Annotated in this window: 15 protein-coding genes; 4 read left to right on the forward strand and 11 right to left on the reverse strand. The window is 72.4% G+C overall.

The features are described from left to right. Positions 1 to 51 precede the first annotated feature (51 nt). The 4 genes from ACFQ87_RS09105 to ACFQ87_RS09120 form a co-directional block, all read right to left on the reverse strand. On the reverse strand, positions 52 to 1407 hold the full coding sequence (locus ACFQ87_RS09105) for a serine/threonine-protein kinase (protein ID WP_380609965.1): 1356 nt from the start codon (positions 1405 to 1407) through the stop codon (positions 52 to 54). 265 nt (positions 1408 to 1672) lie between these two features. Beyond that, a complete protein-coding gene (locus ACFQ87_RS09110; protein WP_380609966.1) occupies positions 1673 to 1840 on the reverse strand; it encodes a hypothetical protein in 168 nt (55 codons plus the stop codon). Then, on the reverse strand, positions 1821 to 3323 hold the full coding sequence (locus tag ACFQ87_RS09115) for a DEAD/DEAH box helicase (protein WP_380609967.1): 1503 nt from the start codon (positions 3321 to 3323) through the stop codon (positions 1821 to 1823). Before ACFQ87_RS09115 ends, ACFQ87_RS09110 begins: the two co-directional genes overlap by 20 nt. A gap of 373 nt (positions 3324 to 3696) precedes the next feature. Beyond that, positions 3697 to 3900, reverse strand: coding sequence for a cold-shock protein (locus ACFQ87_RS09120; protein ID WP_045694210.1), 204 nt, complete (start codon positions 3898 to 3900; stop codon positions 3697 to 3699). Between the two features lie 515 nt (positions 3901 to 4415). Between ACFQ87_RS09120 and ACFQ87_RS09125 the strand changes: the two genes are divergently transcribed. Next, positions 4416 to 4643 (forward strand): hypothetical protein, encoded by a 228-nt coding sequence (locus ACFQ87_RS09125; RefSeq protein ID WP_380609968.1) that lies wholly within the window; start codon positions 4416 to 4418, stop codon positions 4641 to 4643. A 314-nt stretch (positions 4644 to 4957) separates the two neighbouring features. Here the strand turns inward: ACFQ87_RS09125 and ACFQ87_RS09130 are convergent, their stop codons facing one another. Both ACFQ87_RS09130 and ACFQ87_RS09135 read right to left on the reverse strand, forming a co-directional pair. Further along, positions 4958 to 6586, reverse strand: a complete 1629-nt coding sequence (locus ACFQ87_RS09130) for an alpha/beta hydrolase (RefSeq protein ID WP_380609969.1) — start codon at positions 6584 to 6586, stop codon at positions 4958 to 4960. 22 nt (positions 6587 to 6608) lie between these two features. Further along, on the reverse strand, positions 6609 to 6926 hold the full coding sequence (locus ACFQ87_RS09135; protein WP_380609970.1) for a hypothetical protein: 318 nt from the start codon (positions 6924 to 6926) through the stop codon (positions 6609 to 6611). A 185-nt stretch (positions 6927 to 7111) separates the two neighbouring features. On the opposite strand from ACFQ87_RS09135, the gene ACFQ87_RS09140 reads away from it, so the two are divergent. Then, positions 7112 to 7792, forward strand: a complete 681-nt coding sequence (locus tag ACFQ87_RS09140; RefSeq protein ID WP_380609971.1) for a response regulator transcription factor — start codon at positions 7112 to 7114, stop codon at positions 7790 to 7792. Continuing rightward, entirely contained in the window at positions 7789 to 9111 is a 1323-nt protein-coding gene (locus tag ACFQ87_RS09145) for a sensor histidine kinase (RefSeq protein ID WP_380609972.1), read from the forward strand. Before ACFQ87_RS09140 ends, ACFQ87_RS09145 begins: the two co-directional genes overlap by 4 nt. 1486 nt (positions 9112 to 10597) lie before the next feature. Here the strand turns inward: ACFQ87_RS09145 and ACFQ87_RS09150 are convergent. Beyond that, entirely contained in the window at positions 10598 to 11023 is a 426-nt protein-coding gene (locus ACFQ87_RS09150; RefSeq protein WP_380609973.1) for a carboxymuconolactone decarboxylase family protein, read from the reverse strand. 96 nt (positions 11024 to 11119) lie between these two features. Here ACFQ87_RS09150 and ACFQ87_RS09155 point away from each other — a divergent pair, with 96 nt between their 5' ends. Next, a complete protein-coding gene (locus ACFQ87_RS09155) occupies positions 11120 to 12106 on the forward strand; it encodes a pirin family protein (RefSeq protein WP_380609975.1) in 987 nt (328 codons plus the stop codon). Here the strand turns inward: ACFQ87_RS09155 and ACFQ87_RS09160 are convergent. From ACFQ87_RS09160 to ACFQ87_RS09175, 4 genes are all read right to left on the reverse strand, one after another. Continuing rightward, on the reverse strand, positions 12019 to 13716 hold the full coding sequence (locus ACFQ87_RS09160; RefSeq protein ID WP_380609976.1) for an ATP-binding cassette domain-containing protein: 1698 nt from the start codon (positions 13714 to 13716) through the stop codon (positions 12019 to 12021). The genes ACFQ87_RS09155 and ACFQ87_RS09160 overlap by 88 nt on opposite strands. Next, complete coding sequence (locus ACFQ87_RS09165) at positions 13713 to 15458, reverse strand: ABC transporter ATP-binding protein/permease (protein WP_380609977.1); 1746 nt, start codon at positions 15456 to 15458, stop codon at positions 13713 to 13715. Before ACFQ87_RS09165 ends, ACFQ87_RS09160 begins: the two co-directional genes overlap by 4 nt. Before the next feature lie 64 nt (positions 15459 to 15522). Further along, the gene (locus tag ACFQ87_RS09170; protein WP_380609979.1) at positions 15523 to 16797 is read right to left on the reverse strand and encodes a cytochrome d ubiquinol oxidase subunit II; all 1275 of its coding nucleotides are present in this window, start codon (positions 16795 to 16797) and stop codon (positions 15523 to 15525) included. Continuing rightward, positions 16790 to 18160: a cytochrome ubiquinol oxidase subunit I gene (locus ACFQ87_RS09175; RefSeq protein WP_380609980.1), complete on the reverse strand. Its 1371-nt coding sequence runs from the start codon at positions 18158 to 18160 to the stop codon at positions 16790 to 16792. The genes ACFQ87_RS09170 and ACFQ87_RS09175 overlap by 8 nt, the downstream gene beginning before the upstream one ends. Between the last annotated feature and the right edge of the window lie 45 nt (positions 18161 to 18205).

The following is an 18205-nucleotide window of genomic DNA, read 5'->3' on the forward strand; positions in this document are numbered from 1 at the left end:
CAGGCTGGTTGACATCACGCATGCCATGCCAGCGACGGCAGTCACACTTCGCTACCGCAGGTCGCCGCCGTCCCGGGGGTGCACGGTGCAGTAAGCGAAGCGGCCGGCGCCCGAGAGCCAATCGGCCTGGGTCGGGCCGAGCACCGCCCGGGCGAAGCTCAGCGAGGGGTGGGTGGCGGATTCGACCTCCGTGGCGGCCGTGTCGCAGCTGCTGCTCAGGAGGGCGAGGGCGGTGTGCCACTTCGCGGCGAAGGTCGGATCGGTGAGGGTGAGCACCGTGACGACCTGCGCCTGGTGAGGGCGGGCGCAGTCCAGCTTCGTCCAGCCGAGCCCCGCGTCCAGGTTCGTGTCCAGATCACCGGGCGGCTTGGAGTAGGAGAGGCAGTCGCCGGGGTGCAGCTGCGCCGGGAGCGGGGTGGCGGTCGGGTGGTTCGGCTCCCACCCGGGGGTGACGGTGCTGTCGGAGGTGGCGTACGGCACGTCGAGGACCTTGACGGCGGCCAGGGCGAAGGCGAGCACGGCAACGATGCCCAGGACGGCCCGGCGCACCCGGTGCTGCGGCCCATCGGCCTCCTTCGGCTCGCGACGCGTGGGGATCTGCCGCACCGCCTTCGGGGCCTTCCGGCCGCCGTGGCGCTCGGCCAGGCGGCGCAGTTGCTCGGCGACCGGTGCGGCTCCGGTCGGGCGCTCCGCCGGGTCGGGCCGCAGCAGGGAGCCGATCAGCTGCGCCAGCTCCTTGGGCACGTCCGGGCGCAGCTCTCGCAGCGGCTGACCTCCGGCCGGCGGCCGCCCGGTCAGCAGGGCGTGCAGGGTGCCACCCAACGCGTACAGGTCGGCCCGGGCGTCGACACTGCGGCCCGTGTGCTGCTCGGGGGCCATGTAGGCGAGGGTGCCGACGGCCGTGGTGCGGTCGGTCGGTCCGGAGTTGTCCAGGGCCTGCGGGCGCTCGTGGACGAGGCCGAAGTCCAGCAGTTTGACGGCGCCGTCCTCGGTGAGGAAGAGGTTGCTCGGCTTGACGTCCCGGTGCACCAGCCCGGCGGCGTGGGCCATCGCCAGGGCCTCCGCCACCTGCGCACCCACCTCGGCGGCCCAGCCCACAGCGACCGGGCCGTCACCCCGACGGGTTTCCAGCGAACGTCCGGCCAGTAGTTCCATGACCAGGTACGGCAGGCCGTCGAACTCGCCGAAGTCGTGCACCACCACGATCCCCGGGTGCTGCAGCCCGGCGACGGCCCGCGCCTCCCGCAGGAAGCGCTCCCGGGAGTCGGCGTCGGTCCGGTGCAGCAGCTTCACCGCCACCCGCCGGTCGAGCAGCTGATCCTCGGCAGCCCAGACCTCGCCCATCCCGCCGGCGCCCATCGGACGGTCCATCAAGTACCGGCCTGCCACGACCGTGCCGCTCTGCACCGCGTCCGCCTTCCGTTCTCGTGATCGTCGGAGAGCGGCCCAGCATAGAGCCAACCACCGTCTGCGGCCTCAGGGCTGGGCGGTGTCCTGGTACTGGTCGGGCGGAGTGGGGATCGGGGTGACGGTGGCGGCGTCGAGGGCGGGCTCCTCGGGGGGTCTGGTGCCGGGTGCCGGGTGCCGGTGACCCAGGAGTCGGTGGGCGGGGTGGGGGCGCCGTGGATCCGGACCCCGACCACCTTCGCGTCGGCGGCGCAGCAGGTGACGATCAGTCGGCCGGCTGCCAGCCGGAGCTGTCCTTGGGGGTGGCGAAGCCGGTGAGGCGGATGGTGCGGCCCTTGAGGGAGGCGGCGGAGTCCCAGACGGCGCGGCTGCGGCGAAGAGCAGCTGGCCCGAGGCGACCGGGCCCGGCGGTGCTACACGACGCGGGCGGCACGCCTGGGCGTCCGGCGGCGGCCGGAGGAGCCCTGGTCGTCACGGCCCGTGGCGGCCCGGGTGTCGCCGGTGGCGTAGGCGGGGCGGCCGCGGCGGCCGCGACTCGTGGACGGGCCGCGGCGCGGCCGCTCGACGACGGGGTCGGGTACTACGGTGGGGATGCCAGTGGGCACGCGGGCGCCGGTGATACGGGCCAGGTCCTCGTCACCGGCGCTGACCCTGGTGGTGACGGGGGTGATGGCGGCCGTGGTCATCATGCGGGCCATTGCGCGGCGCTGGTTGGGCAGCACCAGCGTGACGACGGTGCCGGACTCGCCGGCCCGGGCGGTGCGGCCGCCCCGGTGGAGGTAGTCCTTGTGGTCGATCGGCGGGTCGACGTTGACGACCAGGTCGAGGCCGTCGACGTGGATGCCGCGGGCGGCGACGTTGGTTGCGATCAGTGCGGTCACCTGGCCGGTGCGGAACTGCTCCAGGGTGCGGGTGCGCTGGGGCTGGGACTTGCCGCCGTGCAGGGCCGCGGCCGTCACCCCGTTCGCGAGCAGGTCCTCCACCAGGCGGTCCGCGCCGTGCTTGGTGTCGATGAACATGATCACCCTGCCGTCGCGGGAGGCGATGTGGGCGATCGTGGCGTTCTTGTCGAAGTTCTGCACGTGCAGCACGTGGTGTTCCATGGTGCTGACCGCTCCCGCGGACGGGTCCACCGAGTGTGTGACCGGGTCCTTGAGGAAGCGCCGCACCAGGCGGTCGACGTTGCGGTCCAGAGTGGCGGAGAACAGCATGGTCTGGCCGCCTCCGGCGACCTGTTCGAGGAGCTCGGTGACCTGGGGCAGGAAGCCCATGTCGGCCATCTGGTCGGCCTCGTCGAGCACCGTGATGCCGACCCGGTCCAGCCGGCAGTCGCCGCGCTGGATCAGGTCCTTGAGTCGGCCCGGGGTGGCCACCACGACCTCCGCCCCGCGGTTCAGCATCCATGCCTGGCGGCTGATCGACGTCCCGCCCACCACGGTCGCCATACGCAGGTGTACGGCGCGGGCGTAGGGGGTGAGTGCCTCGGTGACCTGCTGTGCGAGCTCGCGGGTGGGGACCAGCACCACGGCCAGCGGGTAACGCGGCTCGGCCCTCTGCCCAGCGGTACGAGCCAGCACGGCGAGCCCGAACGCGATGGTCTTGCCGGAGCCGGTCCGGCCTCGTCCGAGGAGGTCGCGGCCGGCCAGCGAGTTCGGCAGCGTTGCGGCCTGGATCGGGAACGGCGCGGTGACGCCCTGGCGGGTCAGCACCGACAGCAGCGCCTTCGGCATGTCCAGCTCGTCGAAGGACTCGACGGCCGGCAGTGCCGGGGTGGTGGTCACCGGCATCGCGAACTCGCCCTGCGCGGAGGGGCGTCGGCCTCCGGCGGGCCGGTCGCCGTAGAAGGAGCCGCCACCGGAGCGGGCCGCGGAGCGGAAGTCGGCGTTGTGGTACGAGGAGCGACTGGAGCGGGCCATGCGGAAAACCTTCCTCGGGGCGGCACGTCACGAGGAAGGCTCCGTGGCGCGGGGCGCCGGACGGAGACCGCAAGGGAACGGGCCAAAAGTGTGACGGGCGGAGCGTGGACGGTGAAACCGTTCGGCACGTCACCTACGGTCGGCGCTCACCGCAGAGGGCGGGAGCGAAGAACCTCGAACCGTGAGCTGTCACGGCAGGGCGCCGATCCGGACGCGGCGCTGTGCGTCTCGCGTGGGGATGGCCGCCGGTGGCGGAGCCAGGGGCCTGAACGGCCGGAGGGATGCGCCGTGGCGCGATGACCGAGGGGCCCGCACCGGGCACTTGTGCGCGGTGCGGGCCCCTCGCTGCTAGGCGGGTGCCATGGCAGAAGAACTACAGCGGGCGAATGTTCTCGGCCTGCGGGCCCTTCTGGCCCTGCGTGACGTCGAACTCGACCTTCTGGCCCTCGAGCAGCTCACGGAAGCCGTTGGCGTTGATGTTCGAGTAGTGGGCGAAGACGTCGGGGCCGCCACCCTCCTGCTCGATGAAGCCGAAGCCCTTTTCCGAGTTGAACCACTTCACAGTGCCATTAGCCATTAAAAATCTCCTTCAAGGGACTGTCCGAAGCACGCACAGCGCGGGCTTCGAGTCACCGCATGGAGCGCCCACCGGGGAAGAGCCGGGGAACAAAAAATGCACCTGCATACATCAGCAGGCGCACACAAAGTTCATGGGAACCACTACTGCAACTAAGACGACTGTAGCAGGCCACGGCCCGCCGCGGTGGGATGTTTCACCCCCGGTTCTGCGGGAGCCTTCCCCGGGGCGGCCGGTCCCGAGCCGGGAGGACCGTGAACACGCCTGGAGAGCAAGCCCCTTGAGGATCCGGCCCGCACCTCGTCGGGGCCGACGGCTCCCAGGGGAGGGCGATTCCCGCGGTGCGGAACGCCGCCTGCCCTTGCGGTGACAGCCCCGCGAAGGCGGCGCACCACGCCGCCCACCGGCGCCATTCAGGGGCCGCACTGGACGGCGGGCGCGGCATTCCGGCCCGACTCGAACTCGTATGCACTGAAAAGGCCCGCGCCCGCGCTTCCAGGCGCATACTGGCCGGAATGACGAAATCCTCAGCAGGTCGCCGCCCCCTGCCCACCAGCCCCTTCAAGCCCCGGGCGGAGGCACCGCGCAAGCACTTCGCCGTCGGCGACCGGGTCACCCATGACGGGTACGGCCTCGGTCGGGTCATCGGCATCGAAGGTGACGGCGACATCGCGGTACTCGTCGACTTCGGATCACGGCAGGAACGCATCACCCACCCGTACACCGCGATGTTCAAACTCTGACCCCGGACGCCCCGGCGCTCGGCCGATTGCGCCGCGCAGCACGCGGGCGGAGCACGCCGAGCGGGACGGTGGGGCATCGTGCCGGTGCGGCGTCGAGGGGGGTGCGCTCCGACCGAGAACCACACGGCCAGCGGCCCCCACGTGCCGGTCCAGGCGCCACAGCCGCCGATCGCCTCGCCGTACCGCGAGGACGCCGGCCGGGTTGGTCACGGAGGGTTCTTTCCAGCGGTTCGTCCGGACCTCCCGGCGGGGGAGGTCACCGAGGCGGTCGGGTGCGCTGGGGCCGCGTGGCGTTGTGTCTGGACACGCTCGGATCAGCAGGTCGTTCCGCTCGGAACCGGTTTGAGGTCGGTGAGGTAGGCGTCCACGGCGTCGGTGACGCAGGCGTTGCTACGGCCGTAGGCGGTGTGGCCCAGGCCCTTGTAGGTGAGCAGCATGCCGCCGGGCAGTTGGGTGGCGAGGCTCTGCGCCCACGGGTAGAGCGTGGCCGGGTCGCCGGTGGTGCCGACGACCAGGACCGGGGGCAGGCCGTCGGCGTGGACGCGGTGCGGCTGCTGTTGTCCGGCGGGCCAGTCCTTGCAGGTGAGTTCGGCGAGGACAGTAGAAGTGCCGATGGCTCCGGCCTCCTTGTGCGCGCGCTCCAGCAGGTCCCAGTAGGGCTGCGGGTCCCTTGGGTGCGGTTGGTCGAGGCAGTTGACGGCGGTGATGGCGACGGAGGAGTTGTCGGGGGCCTGCTCTGCGGAGGCGCTCGGGTCGGATCCGGCGTCGGGGCTGTCATCGGAGTTGCTGTCGGAGTTGCTGTCCTGGGTGGATATGCCGGGGCTGGCGAGTTCGGCGAGTTTCGTTCCGTCGCCGTTGCGTGCGGCGCGGAGCGCCTCGGACAGGTCCTGCCACTGGGCTTCGGGCGTGTACATCGACGTGGTGATGGCGGTGAGCAGCAGGTTCTGGTCGAGCCGTTCGTCGGTGCCCTTGATGCGCAGGGGGTGTTTCGATGTGCGTGCGTACAGGTCGGTGATCACTTTGCGGATGCCGTCCGGGGTGGTGGCGGGGCAGGCGTCGTGCACGACGGTGGCGCATTGCTGGGCGTAGTCGTCCACCGACTTCTGGAAGGCTTTGCCTTGTTGGAGGGTCTGTTCGGACCAGGTGAGTGAGGGGTCCATCGCTCCGTCGAGGACGAGCGCGCGTACCCGGTGTGGGAACAGTTCGCCGTAGACGGTGCCGAGGTAGGTGCCGTAGGACCAGCCGAGGTAGCTGAGCTTCTCGTCGCCGAGGGCGGCGCGTAGCACGTCCAGGTCGCGGGCGGCGTCCAGCGTTCCTACGTGCGGCAGGATCGCCCCGCTGTGGGCCTTGCAGGCGGCGACCTGGCGGGCGGCGTCGGCGAGCGCGGCGTTGCGTTCGGCATCGGTCGTCGGGTACACGCTCGTTGGTGTGTCGTCGGAGGCGGGCTGGTCCTGGTCGGTGGCGTCGGAGGGGCCGCAGTCGATGGCCGGTTTGCTGCCGGCCACGCCGCGTGGGTCGAGGCTGACGATGTCGAAGCGGGCGCGGGTCCGTTCGCTGAAGGAGGAGACGCCGCCGTCCTTCAGCTGGTCGACTCCGGAGGAGCCCGGGCCGCCGGGGTTGAAGACCAGGGAGCCGATGCGCTGGACGGGGTCCGCCGCAGCCTCCCTGGCCAGCCGCAGGGTGAAGGTCTGGCCGTTCTCGGGGTGTGCGTAGTCCATGGGGACGGTCAGCGTGGCGCACTGCAGTCCGCCGCATGGTGTCCAGGTAAGCTTCTGCTGGTAGAAGGCTTGCAGGGCGCTCCGCTCGGCGGGGTCGGCCGTCGCGGCGGCGGTGGGCTGCGCGTGGGTGTCCTCTGCCGCGTCGTGGCAGCCTGCGAGTGTCGTCGCGCCGAGTACGGCCAGGGCCAGGATCAGGCTGCCGCGCTTGATGGTCGGGTACTTCATGGGACTACTCCGTCGGTTTTGGTCAGAGCTGTTTCGCGGCACGCAAGGCACGGGCGTGCGGGCCAGTAGCGTCGAGCACGTGGCCGCCCCGGTACCCGCGGCGTTCTCGGGCCTCCTTGCACCAGCGCGTCAAACCCGCGGCATCGGACGCCTGTGAGAGGCCCAGGGCGTTGGCCGCCCGGCGGACCTGCTGGACCACCACTCCCCGCTGGTCCAGGCCGCCCACGTCCGACGCCGCGCCCGCGACGGTCAGCAGTGCCAGCACCCCGGCGGCCCACCGCAGCCGGAGCGAGGACGTCAGCCGGGCCCGGCCAGTCCCCGGGGCGCGATCGGGGCCCACGCCCGGGGGTGTCCCGCGTCGCCGCACACCGCCGCGCTCACCAATCTCTCGGACCGACCACCGCACTGTCCGGGCCCCTCCTGTTCGATTCCGCCGTCACGTCACTGGAGGATTCCTGAGGAAGGCTGAGGATTTGATGAGGTCCGCCTCAAGGCCGGACGCCGGACCGGGCTATCCTGACCGCCGTGCGAGTACTGGTGGTCGAAGACGACGCTGACCTGCGGTTCGCGGTAGCCGCGGCACTGCGCGGCGAGGGCCTGGCCGTCGACGAGGCCGCCGATCTGCCGGCCGCCGACGAGGCGCTGTTCGTCACCGAGTACGACTGCGCGGTGTTCGACCGGATGCTGCCATCCGGGGACGCCGTCGACTTCGTCCATGGACTGCGCCGCGCCGGGCACACCGTCCCGGTGCTGTTCCTCACCGCCCGCGACACGGTCGCCGACCGGGTCGAGGGGTTCGCCGTCGGCGGCGACGACTACCTGGTCAAACCGTTCGCGGTGCCCGAGCTGGCGGCCCGGGTGCACAGCCTGTGCCGACGCGCGACGACCCTCCGGCCCCCCGTGCAGCGCTTCGCCGACCTGGAGATCGACACCGCCCGCCGCCAGGTGCACCGCAGCGGCGTGCTGCTCGGCCTGACCCGCAAGGAGTTCGCCGTGCTGGAACTGCTCGCGACCCGGGCGGACCAGGCCGTACCCCGCGCCGACCTCATAGAGAAGTGCTGGGACGAGATGGCCGAACCGAACTCCAACGTCGTCGAGGTCCTGGTCTCCCAGCTGCGCCGCAAGCTCGGCGATCCACCGTTGATCCACACGGTCCGCGGGATCGGCTACCGGCTGGCACCACCCACCGCCGGCAGCCGGCGATGAGCGCCGCGGCCCGGCGCCTGCGCCTGCGTCGGCGACAGCGGCCGGCGATGACGGCCGCGGCCCGGATCCGGCGGCTGCGCTGGCGGCTCACGGCACTGTTCGCCCTGACCAGCGCGGTCGGACTGATCGCCCTGGCGGCGTTCGCCATCCGCACCGACGACAACTCCTGGCGCAGCGAGCTCGACGACACGCTCAACCTCCAGGCCAGCCAGGCAATCCCGTATCTGAGCTTCGACGACGACGGCCGATTCGAGGCGCAGAGTCTGCTGGACGCCGTGGAGACCGAGTGCCCGCCGGTGACAGTGGTGACCGGTACGGCCGACCGGCCCACCATCGCCTACACCCCGCACCAACCCTGCGTACGAGCCAGCGCCGAAGACCTCGAAGCGGTCGCTGCCACAGCGATGCGGGACGGATCGGCCACCGAGGTCGAGGCGCGCAGCGCGAACGGCCACCAGATCTGGCTGCTCGCCCAGCCCTACACAGCGGCAGGCGGCCAATCGACGGCCGGCGCGGTGGTCGCAGTCGGCGACACCACCAGTGGCCAGGCCGAGCACCGCAAGCTGGCACTGCTGCTGGTGACAGGCTGCGCGGTCCTGGTAGCCCTGTCCGCCGTGGCCGGGCACCTGCTCTCCGGAAGGGCGATCCGGCCGGCCCTGACGGCACTGCAGCAGCAGGAGGAGTTCCTCGCCGACGCCGCCCACGACCTGCGCACCCCCACCGCCTCGCTGCGCAGCCTCGCGGAGACCGCGCTGCGCGACGACGCCCACCGCGCCGCCGCACTGGAACGGACCGTTCGCCTGGCGACCCGGATGGGCGACCTGATCGACGGCCTGCTCACCCGGGCCCGGCTGATGGCCGGCGTCGGCACTCTGGCCCGCCAGCCACTGCGCCTCGACCAACTCGTCGAGGTGGTCGTCGACGACACCGAGACCGGCGAGCACCGTGTGACCGTACGCACCGAACCGGTCGTCGTGGACGCCGATCCCGACCTGATCCGGCGGGCGGTGGCCAACCTCCTCGGCAACGCGCTCCGCCACGGCCACGCCCCGGGCCGGCCGGCGGAAGTCGAACTCACCGTCGCCGCCGACGCAACCGTGACCGTCGACGACGCCGGCCCCGGAATACCCCCGGCCCTGGCCGACTCGCTCTTCCAGCGCTTCCACAGCGGTTCCGGCTCCACCGGCCTCGGACTGTCCATCGCTTCCTGGGTCGCCCACGCCCACGGCGGCACCCTCGACGTCGGCACCAGCCCACACGGCGGCGCCCGCTTCACCCTCCGCCTCCCACCACGGGCCAAGACCGCCTCCCCGCAGTAGCCGCGCTCCAAGCAGCGACCCTGCTCTACACCACCATGAGCGGGTTCGGCCACGTCGACCTCGTAGTGCTCCAGCGCAACGCGCTCATCACCATCCGCTATGAAGCGCTCACCCGCTCCGGGTACACCCTGAAAAGACGTCCCGCCCACCACCGCGGAAGCCGCCGCCACCGCCTGCGCCCAGGACGCCCTGGGCACGCTCACCGCCTCGTGAAACCACGACGCCACCGACATACGGTGCGACCTGTGGTTCTGCCGATTCCGGGCCGCCGGCCCACTGGACCGGGAAGAACCCGTGACTGACGCCGCCGAGCCGGCCCGACGACGGGAAAACGGCATCGTCCGTCATCGGGCCGCCGGCGTAGCGGAAGCGGCTGAGCGCCGATAAGCCGCTGCGAAGCCGCCCAGTCGCGAGGGTCGGTTCGGGTCCCAGAGCGGCGCGTACTGCGGGTGGGCTGAGAAGCGGGTCGCGACCGAGCGGACCATCGCGCACGGGGCCGGCTTGCGACACCGCTCGCACTCCGTGCGGTGACGGCGGGTCGCCCGGGCCACTGAGTCGGCCGGCAAAACGCGCTCGGAATCGTCGTGGAACTCCAGGCCGAGCCTGAAGGCGTTGGCCTGCCCTTCGGCCAGCAGCCGGTTGCACGGCCGGTACGGGCTCCATCAGTGGTCGTGCGGCACCTGGCTGAAAGTCCGCAACGGCAACCTGTCGCACGGACGACCATTGGACGAACGAGTCTGGAACCGCCGCCCTGTTGGACAGTTGTCACGACTGGAGCCCTGTCCGTCCGGGCATACCGTCGATACCGCCGCCGGCGGGTCCGGCTGAGACTCCCCAACGAGCACAACCGGACCCCTGGTCGGCGGCCGGGCCTGGACGCGGCTCCCCCCACGGAGCGGCAACCGGGCCCGCGTACTGTTCAACCAGCGACACGCAGCGTACATGCCATCTCAACGCACCGCTACCGTCTGCCGGGAACCCGATCCGTCCGGCCCGAGAGACCGGTTTCGCGGATCAGCCACAGAGAGCTGCAGGTCGCTTGGGCGAAAACGCCCAAGCGCTACGTCCCGCCCAAGCCCCGCCGATGAACGCACCTGCTGGACCCCGGACCAGGCCGCCCCGTTCCCGCACCGCGGCGCCGAGCACTACGCCGACCAGCTCAGCGAACCCGAGCCCGGACCTGTTCGCCCTTGCCCTTGCCCTTGCCCTTGCCCTTGCCGAGAACATCATCCGCCCTGGCGAGGGGCACTGTGCGAGGGTGGACAGGCACCGACCCCGTCAGTCGGGTCTGCGCTCTGGCAAGGCCGGCGGGCTCCGCGGCATGACGATCGACCGCACTGCTACGACTGGCGCACTCGGGCGTGACGGACACTGCGGGTGCCGATAAACCATCCGTCCAGGTCGTGCGCTTGATCATCGGTCACGGACCATCTACGGTCGCACCGCACGCACCTGCGCTCTTCCCGTGGACGACGGACAGGCAGCATCATGATCTACCGTGCTTCTGGGTGTCCGTCAGGACCTCGCGGGCGGCGCGGTAGGCGTCCTCCTGCAGGGCCGCGTCCGCCGGGTTGGTGGTCGCCTCCGCCAGGGCGAGGGCGGCGCGCTCCCGAGGGGCGAACAGCTCGGTGTCGCGCCAGGCCGGGAGGGTGCCCAGGCGCTGGGCGGTATCGCCCTCCTGCAGGGCAGCCCTGGTGTGCACGTTGAGGCAGTAGGCGCAGCCGTTGATCTGGGAGACGCGCATGTTGACCAGTTCCACGAGCTTGCGGTCCAGCCCGGCATCCGCCGCGCCCGCACGGGCGGATTCGGCCGTCGCGCGCATCGCGCGGTAGGTGGCGGGACTCTGCTTGTCGATGAACACCCGAAGGCGCCTCGGGGTCACGGTCACATCCGTCGCTGTCGCGTCACTCACGGAAGCTCCTCTGGCGGATCACTGTCGGGCGGCACTGCATCATGGCATAATAGTTGAAAATAAAACATTCTTGAAGAGCCGACGAGGGGACCCACCATGACCACCACCGAGACCGATCCCGTCGAGCCGCGCGGCGAAGCCCCGGACCGGAAGGCCGGCCCCCGGGTGGAGGTGCTGCCCGCGCGGGACGTGCCGCTGGGCGGGCCGCGGGCGATGACGGTCCGGCGCACGCTGCCACAGCGGGCCCGGACGCTGATCGGTGCCTGGTGCTTCGTCGACCACTACGGGCCCGACGACGTCGCCGAAAGCGGCGGGATGGACGTCGCCCCGCACCCCCACACCGGACTGCAGACGGCGAGCTGGCTGTTCAGCGGCGAGATCGAGCACCGCGACAGCCTCGGCGTCCACGCCCTCGTCCGCCCCGGCGAGCTGAACCTCATGACCGGCGGCCACGGCATCAGCCACTCGGAGGTCTCGACCCCCGCCACCACGATCCTGCACGGCGTCCAGCTGTGGGTGGCGCTGCCCGAACAGCACCGACACGCCGAGCGCGACTTCCGGCACCACGTACCGCACCCCGTCCCGCTGGACGGCGGCGAGGCGCGGGTCTTCCTCGGCTCCCTCGCCGGCGACACCTCGCCCGTCCCCACGTTCACCCCGCTGCTCGGCGCCGAGCTCACGCTCCGGCCGCACGCGACCACCACCCTCGCCGTCGACCCCGCCTTCGAGCACGGCCTGCTCGTCGACCACGGGGACGTCCGAATGGCGGGCACGCCGCTGCGCCCGGCCGAACTCGGCTACCTCGGCCCCGGGGCCACCACGCTGACCCTCACCAACACCGGCGACGCCCCGGCCCGGATGGTCCTGCTCGGCGGCCCGCCCTTCGAGGAGCGGATCGTGATGTGGTGGAACTTCATCGGCCGCAGCCACCAGGACATCGTCGAGGCCCGGGAGGCGTGGCAGAACGGATCCGACCGCTTCGGCAGCGTCACGGGCTACCCCGGAGACCGCCTCCCCGCCCCCGTCCTGCCCGGGACGACCCTCACTCCGCGCGGGAATCCCCCGGTGCCGCAGGCCGGCTGAGAAGCCGTCGCACCGGTCAGGTCGACGGTGACGTCCGGGCACCACGGGAGCAGCGCGAGATCCTGGCCCTGCAGGGCGAGGACCAGGGCTGAGTCGGGCAGCGCCCGGCGTAGCTCGCGCAGCAGCGCCTCGGCGGTCGGCCGGTCGAGTCCGGCGGTGGGTTCGTCGAGCAGCAGGATGCGCGGCCGGCGCAGGATGGCGCGGGCGACGGCGAGGCGCCGCCGCTGTCCTTGGGACAGGGCGCGGCCGGCGGGGCCGACCGGGGTGTCCAGGCGCAGGGCACCGAGACCGACCGTCGCTAGCGCGCCGCGCAACTGCTCCGGGTCCGCGAGTGGTGCGGCCAGGCACAGGTTGGCCGAAACGGTCGTGTCGGCGAGCCAGTCGTCGGCCTCGACCAGGGTGAGCACATCGGCGACGGCCTCGGCGGGGAGGTCCGCGACGGGGGCGGTGCCCAGCCGCACCTGGCCGGCAGTGGTCGGCACCCGTCCGGCCAGCTGACCGAGGAGGGTGGACTTCCCGCTGCCGTTGGGGCCAGTGACGACGACCAGCCGGGGAGCACGGACGGTGAACGAGAGTGGCCGCCCACCGTTGGCAGTGGGCAGGTCCGCCACGGTGAGCACCGGGCTGCCCCGCGTCGGCGCGGGCCGCTGCCGGTCGGTGGCGGTCGCGGTGAGCGGGCCGAGACGCGCGGCCGCGTCCTGGGCGCCGGCCAGCTCCTGGAGCAGCTGCGGAAGGCGCTCCAGCAGCTCCCACACCGCCGCGAGCAGCAGCACCTCGCCGACGGCGTCGGCCACCGGCTGCGCCCAAGCACCTGCCCACAGCGCGAGCAGCAGGGCGAGGCCCTGGCCGAGGGCGGCGAGCAGCCGCAGGCCCAGGCGGCCCGTGCGCTGCTCGGCTGCCGCGGCGGCGGCAGCCGCCTCCTCGCGCTCCAGCGCCGTCGCGACGACACCTCGGGCCTGTGGCATCGCGTCCAGGCAGCGTAGTTCGTTGAAGGCGGCCCGGGCGGCGATCAGGTCCGTCCGTGCGCCGACCCGGGCAGCGGCGGCGCTCGCGAGGTGTCGTCGGGCCCTGCGGCCGGTGCGGATCGCCCACCAGGTGCCGCCCGCGAACACGCCGAGCTCGGCCGCGCCGAGTGTCGGGCTCGCCCGCAGCAGCAGCGCCTCCACCAGCACCGCGGTGACGGCGCAGCCGGCGAGTGGCGCGACGACCTGGGCGGGCAGGCCCGCCACCGTCTCCACATCGGTGGTCAGGCGAGCGAGCAGGGTTCCGTCGCGTTGGGCGCGGAGCTCGCGCGCGCTCAGTTCGCCCGCGCCCCTGACCAGGCGGCCGCGCAGGGTCACGGTCGTGGCGAGGACGACCCGGTGGCTGACCAGCCGTTCGAGGTAGCGCAGCGAGGTGCGCAGCAGGGCGAGGGCGCGGACCGTCCCCGACGGGTACATCCACGACCAGGTCGTGTTGGCCAGCAGTGTCACCAGCGCACAGGTCGTCAGGAACCAGCCGGACAGACCCAACAGGGCTGCTGCGCTCAGCTCCGCCGCTGCGGCCAGCGTGATGCCGACGGCCAGGTCGCGCAGGGGCATGGAGTGGCGCAGCAGTTTCCAGGCGTTCATCGCGTCCTTCCCCGGTCCAGGCGGATCGTCCGGTCCGCGAGTGGGAGCAGTGCGGGGCTGTGGGTGGCGAGCAGCACGCTCCGGCCGCGCGTCAGTGTGCGCAGGGCCGCCACCACGCGGGCCTCCGCCACCGGGTCGAGGTGGGCCGTGGGCTCGTCCAGGCAGAGCAGCGGTGCGTCCCGCAGCAGGGCCCGCACCAGGGAGAGTTGCTGGGACTGGCCGGAGGAAAGCCCGCTGCCCCGCTCGCCGAGCGGGGTGTCCAGCCCGCCCGGCAGGTCGGCGAGCAGGTCGCCGAAGCCGAGCGTGCGGAAGGCGGCGGCGAGTTCCGCGTCGCTGGCGTCCGGCCGAGCCAGCAGCAGGTTCTCGCGGACGGTGCCGGGCAGCAGGTGCGCGGGCTGGCCGACCCAGGCGACCGCGCCGGGTGACGGCGGCTGCCGGGTGCCTTCCCGCTCGTGGGCGACGGTTCCGGCGGCGGGTTCGGCCAGGCCCGCGGCGACGGCGAGCAGGGTCGACTTGCCCGCGCCGCTGGGCCCGGTGACGGCGAGGAAGGCGCCGGGGGTGAGGTCGAGACTCACGTCGTCCAGCGCCAAGTCCTCCCGATCGGGATGACGCACCGTCACCCGATCCAACCGCACGCCGACCGCGTCGCCGGTGCGCCGGTCCGGCGCGGGCCGGGCCGGTGCCACGCCCCCACTGCCGGCGCTGCCGAGGACCTCGTCGATCAGTTCCGCCGCGGCGCGGGCCTCGGCGCGGGCGTGGTAGCCGCGGGCCAGGTCCCGGGCGGGGGCGAAGTAGGCGGGGGTGAGCACCAGCACGAAGAGCGCGGTGGCCAGGCTCATCCGGCCTGGCACCAACGGCAGCTGGAGGTAGTCGAGCAGCGCCAGCCCGCAGTAGGTCGCCACCACGGCGAGGGTCCCGGTGATCAGCAGCTCGATCCAGGCGGTGGAGAGGAAGGCGACCCGCAGCACCGTCTGCGTGCGGTGGGCCAGTTCCTCGTCGTCCTCGCGCAGCGCAAGACCGGCGGTCTCCCGGGCACTCAGTCCGATCAGGGTGGGCAGGCCGCGCAGCTGGTCGAGCAGGCGTGCGCTGTGGCCGCGCACCGCCGTGAGCTGCGCGTGGACGGCGGCCTGCGTGCCGAGGCCGATGACCTTGAGGTTGGCGGGCAGCAGCGGGGTGGCGGCGACCAGGATCAGTGCCACGAACCAGCTGCGGAGCGCGATGGCGGCCAGCGTCAGGCCGCTGCCCAGCAGCATCGTGGTGCGGGCGGGGACGTACTCGGTGAGCCACTCGGTCAGCCGGGCGACCTCGCCGGTCAGGGACTCGGCGAGGGCGGCGTCACCGATGCCGGGGCGGGCGGGGCCGTGCGCCGGCAGAGCTGCGGCGAGCAGACGCTCGCGCAGGGCCGCGCGCACCCGGCGGGCGCCGCGCGCGGCAGCCGCGTCGGCGGTGGACAGCAGCACCGACCGGACCGCCAGACCGGCCAGCACAAGCCCGGCGCCGGGCAGGACCTGCACCGGGAGCCGTCCGCCGTGCTGGCCGGTGAGCCCGCGCTGCGCGGCCCAGGCCAGACCCGCCGCCCAGAGCACGGTGCCCAGTGGGGCCAGCCCGCGCAGCAGGCCCGCCCGCCGCAACTCCCTGCGGCCGGGCTCGGCCCACACGTGCAGCCGGGCCGACACCTCGTCGTCCCGGCCCCGGGCCCGCTCGTCGCCGAGCTCGGTCAGCAGGGCGGCCGAGGCGCTCATGCGCCCACCTCGCTCCGCTCGGCAGGAGCACTCGCCCACGCGCACCCTTCAATTACTCGCTCGCTCATGTCTCGGCCCCGGCGGAGTCCGCGTCGTCCGGGTCGAGATCGAAGACCCCGTCCCCCTGGTCCCGCCGGTCGCCGAGGATCCAGGCGACCAGGGCCGTCACCGAGAGGAGGGCGATGCCCACGGGGTCGATCCAGTCGGCGACGCCGCCGAAGACGTCCTGGGACACGGCCGCCAGCCCGACGCCCAGCACGGTGAGCAGCGCGCGCCGGACGACGACCACGAAGCCACCCGGCTCGGGCCGGACTTGGCGGGATTCCCTCGCGCGCACCCGGAGCGGGGCGAGCGGCGCCTCGGGAGCCTGCGTGAACTTGCCGCGGAAGGCCCACCAGGCGTACGCGTTGTAGGCGAACACCACCGGCATGCACAGCCCCACGCCGACCACGAGGAAGGTCTGCGAGCTGGACGGGCTGGACGCCTGGTGCAGCGTCAGCCCAGGAGGTACGACCACCGGCGCAGTCGCGGCCACCAGCGCCAGCAGACCGCAGACCTGGGCCGCGACCACACCCGCGAAGGGCCGCCAGTCCGGCCGCCGCCCGAAGCCGTGCCAGGCCACCGCACCCGCGGCCACCGCACCGGCGACCGCGATCCAGTACAGCGTCGCGCGCACGGGCTCGTCGAACCTGAACTTCTGCGGATCGGCGACCTCCAGGCCGAACCCGAGGATCAGCGCGGCCACGGTCGTTCCCACCAGCAGCGGGCGCCCGGCCCGGCCCGCCCGCTCGCGGGTGGCACCTTCGGTCTTGTCCTGCAGCCAGGCGGCGCCGGCCAGCAGGTAGAGCACCACCAGACCCAGCGCGCACAGCACGCTGTAGGGGGTGAGCCAGTCGAAGGCGCCGCCGCTGAACGACCCGTCACGCTGCTCCAGTCCGGAGAGCACGCCGCCGAGCACCAGGCCCTGGCAGAGGGTCGCCGCGACCGAGGACACGCCGAACAGCAGGGCCCAGCCGCGCCGGTAGCCGTCGGCGGCGCTCTGGAACTCCAGCCCCATACCGCGCAGGATGATCGAGAGCAGCATGCCGATCAGCGGCAGGTAGACCCCCGGCAGCACGGTCGCGTATACGCCGGGCAGCCCGGCCCACAGGGCGACACCGGCCAGCACGAGCCAGCTCTCGTTGGCGTCCCAGGCGGTGGCGATCAGCTCGCCGTACTCGCGCCGCCCCTCCCCCTTGGCGAACAGGCTGAGCATGCCGACGCCCAGGTCGTAGCCGTCCAGGACGACGTACATGCCGAGCGAGAGCAGGACGAGCGCGTAGGTGGCGTACTCAAGCAACGGGGGCCTCCGTTCCGAAGGTGGGCTGCGCGGCGACGTCCGCGGGCGCCTCGGGACCGGCCTTGACCGTCCGGACGATGTAGCGGACCCAGATGACCAGCAGCGTCGAATAGAGGAGCACGAAGGCGGTCAGCGTGGTCGCGGCCTGCGCGGTGGTCAGGTGCGAGAGCGCGTCGGAGGTGCGCAGCTTGCCGTAGACCACCCAGGGCTGCCGCCCCGTCTCGGCGGTGATCCAGCCACCGGTGATGGCGATGACGCCGGCCGGTGTCATCCAGACCATCCAGCGCAGGAAGCGACGGGAGTCGAAAAGACGCCTGCGCAGGCGCAGCACCAGCCCCGCGAGGGCGGTGGCGAACATCGCCAGGGCGGTGAAGTACATCGCGCGGAAGCCGTAGAAAGCGCTCCACATGTTGGGCCGCTGGTCGGGTGGGGTCTGCAGCAGGCCGGGTACCTCGGCCTTGCCGGTGAGGTCGTGGCCGATCACCGCGCCCAGGTGCGGGATGGTGATGCGCAGGTCGTCCTTGCCCTGGCCGGTGTCGGGGACGACGACCACGTTGTATCCGTTGTTGTCGGTGCGCCAGTTCCCCTCGAACGCCTGCAGTTTCGCGGGCTGGTGCTGAGCCATGAAGACGGCGGTGGCATCGCCGACGTACAGCTGGATCGGCATCAGGACGGCGAGTACGCCGAGGGCGATGGACAGGCAGCGGCGGGCGAACGGCAGCGCGGCCCGGCGCTGCTTGACCAGGTACCAGGCGGAGATGCCGCCGACGAACCAACTCGCGCTGATCAGCACGGCCAGCAGCATGTGCGGGAAGCGGTAGGTGAAGGCCGGGTTGAGCAGGATCTCGGTCCAGTCGCCCGGGTGGAACTGGCCGGCCGTCTCGGTGTAGCCGGCCGGGTCCTGCATCCAGCTGTTGGCGGACAGGATCCAGGTGGTGGACAGCAGGGTGCCGAAGGCAACCATCCAGGACGCGAAGGCCATGGTGCGCGGCTTGACCCGGCCCTCTCCGTAGAGCATGACGCCGATGAAGCCGGCCTCCAGGAAGAAGGCCGTGATGACCTCCATGCCGATGGTGACCCCGATGACGGGTCCGACCGCGTGGGCGAAGACACCCCAGTTGAGGCCGAACTCGAAGGTCATCACAGTGCCCGCGACGACGCCGAGGCCGAAGCCGACCGCGAAGATCTTCTTCCAGAAGCGGAAGATCTGCTGGTAGAGCGGGTTGCCCGTGCGCACGTAGGCGGTCTGCACGACGGCGAGCAGCACGGAGAGGCCGACCGTGAGGGCCGGGAAGGACATGTGGAAGATCGCCGTGATGGCGAACTGCCACCGGGACAGTTCTATGGCAGCCGGTGAGGCCATGGGGTCTCCGGAGGGGACGCGGAACGGGCTGGTGCGGGGGTCAGG

Origin of the sequence: Kitasatospora sp. NPDC056531, from assembly GCF_042794375.1 — a bacterium.
Classification (GTDB): Bacteria; Actinomycetota; Actinomycetes; order Streptomycetales; family Streptomycetaceae; genus Kitasatospora.

Excerpts from the sequence above, each read along its gene's own strand:
- ACFQ87_RS09115 (WP_380609967.1), bottom strand. The coding sequence starts at position 3,323 with ATGGCCCGCTCCAGTCGCTCCTCGTACCACAACGCCGACTTCCGCTCC.
- ACFQ87_RS09120 (WP_045694210.1), bottom strand. The coding sequence starts at position 3,900 with ATGGCTAATGGCACTGTGAAGTGGTTCAACTCGGAAAAGGGCTTCGGC.
- ACFQ87_RS09125 (WP_380609968.1), top strand. The coding sequence starts at position 4,416 with ATGACGAAATCCTCAGCAGGTCGCCGCCCCCTGCCCACCAGCCCCTTC.
- ACFQ87_RS09130 (WP_380609969.1), bottom strand. The coding sequence starts at position 6,586 with ATGAAGTACCCGACCATCAAGCGCGGCAGCCTGATCCTGGCCCTGGCC.
- ACFQ87_RS09145 (WP_380609972.1), top strand. The coding sequence starts at position 7,789 with ATGAGCGCCGCGGCCCGGCGCCTGCGCCTGCGTCGGCGACAGCGGCCG.
- ACFQ87_RS09155 (WP_380609975.1), top strand. The coding sequence starts at position 11,120 with ATGACCACCACCGAGACCGATCCCGTCGAGCCGCGCGGCGAAGCCCCG.
- ACFQ87_RS09160 (WP_380609976.1), bottom strand. The coding sequence starts at position 13,716 with ATGAACGCCTGGAAACTGCTGCGCCACTCCATGCCCCTGCGCGACCTG.
- ACFQ87_RS09165 (WP_380609977.1), bottom strand. The coding sequence starts at position 15,458 with ATGAGCGCCTCGGCCGCCCTGCTGACCGAGCTCGGCGACGAGCGGGCC.
- ACFQ87_RS09175 (WP_380609980.1), bottom strand. The coding sequence starts at position 18,160 with ATGGCCTCACCGGCTGCCATAGAACTGTCCCGGTGGCAGTTCGCCATC.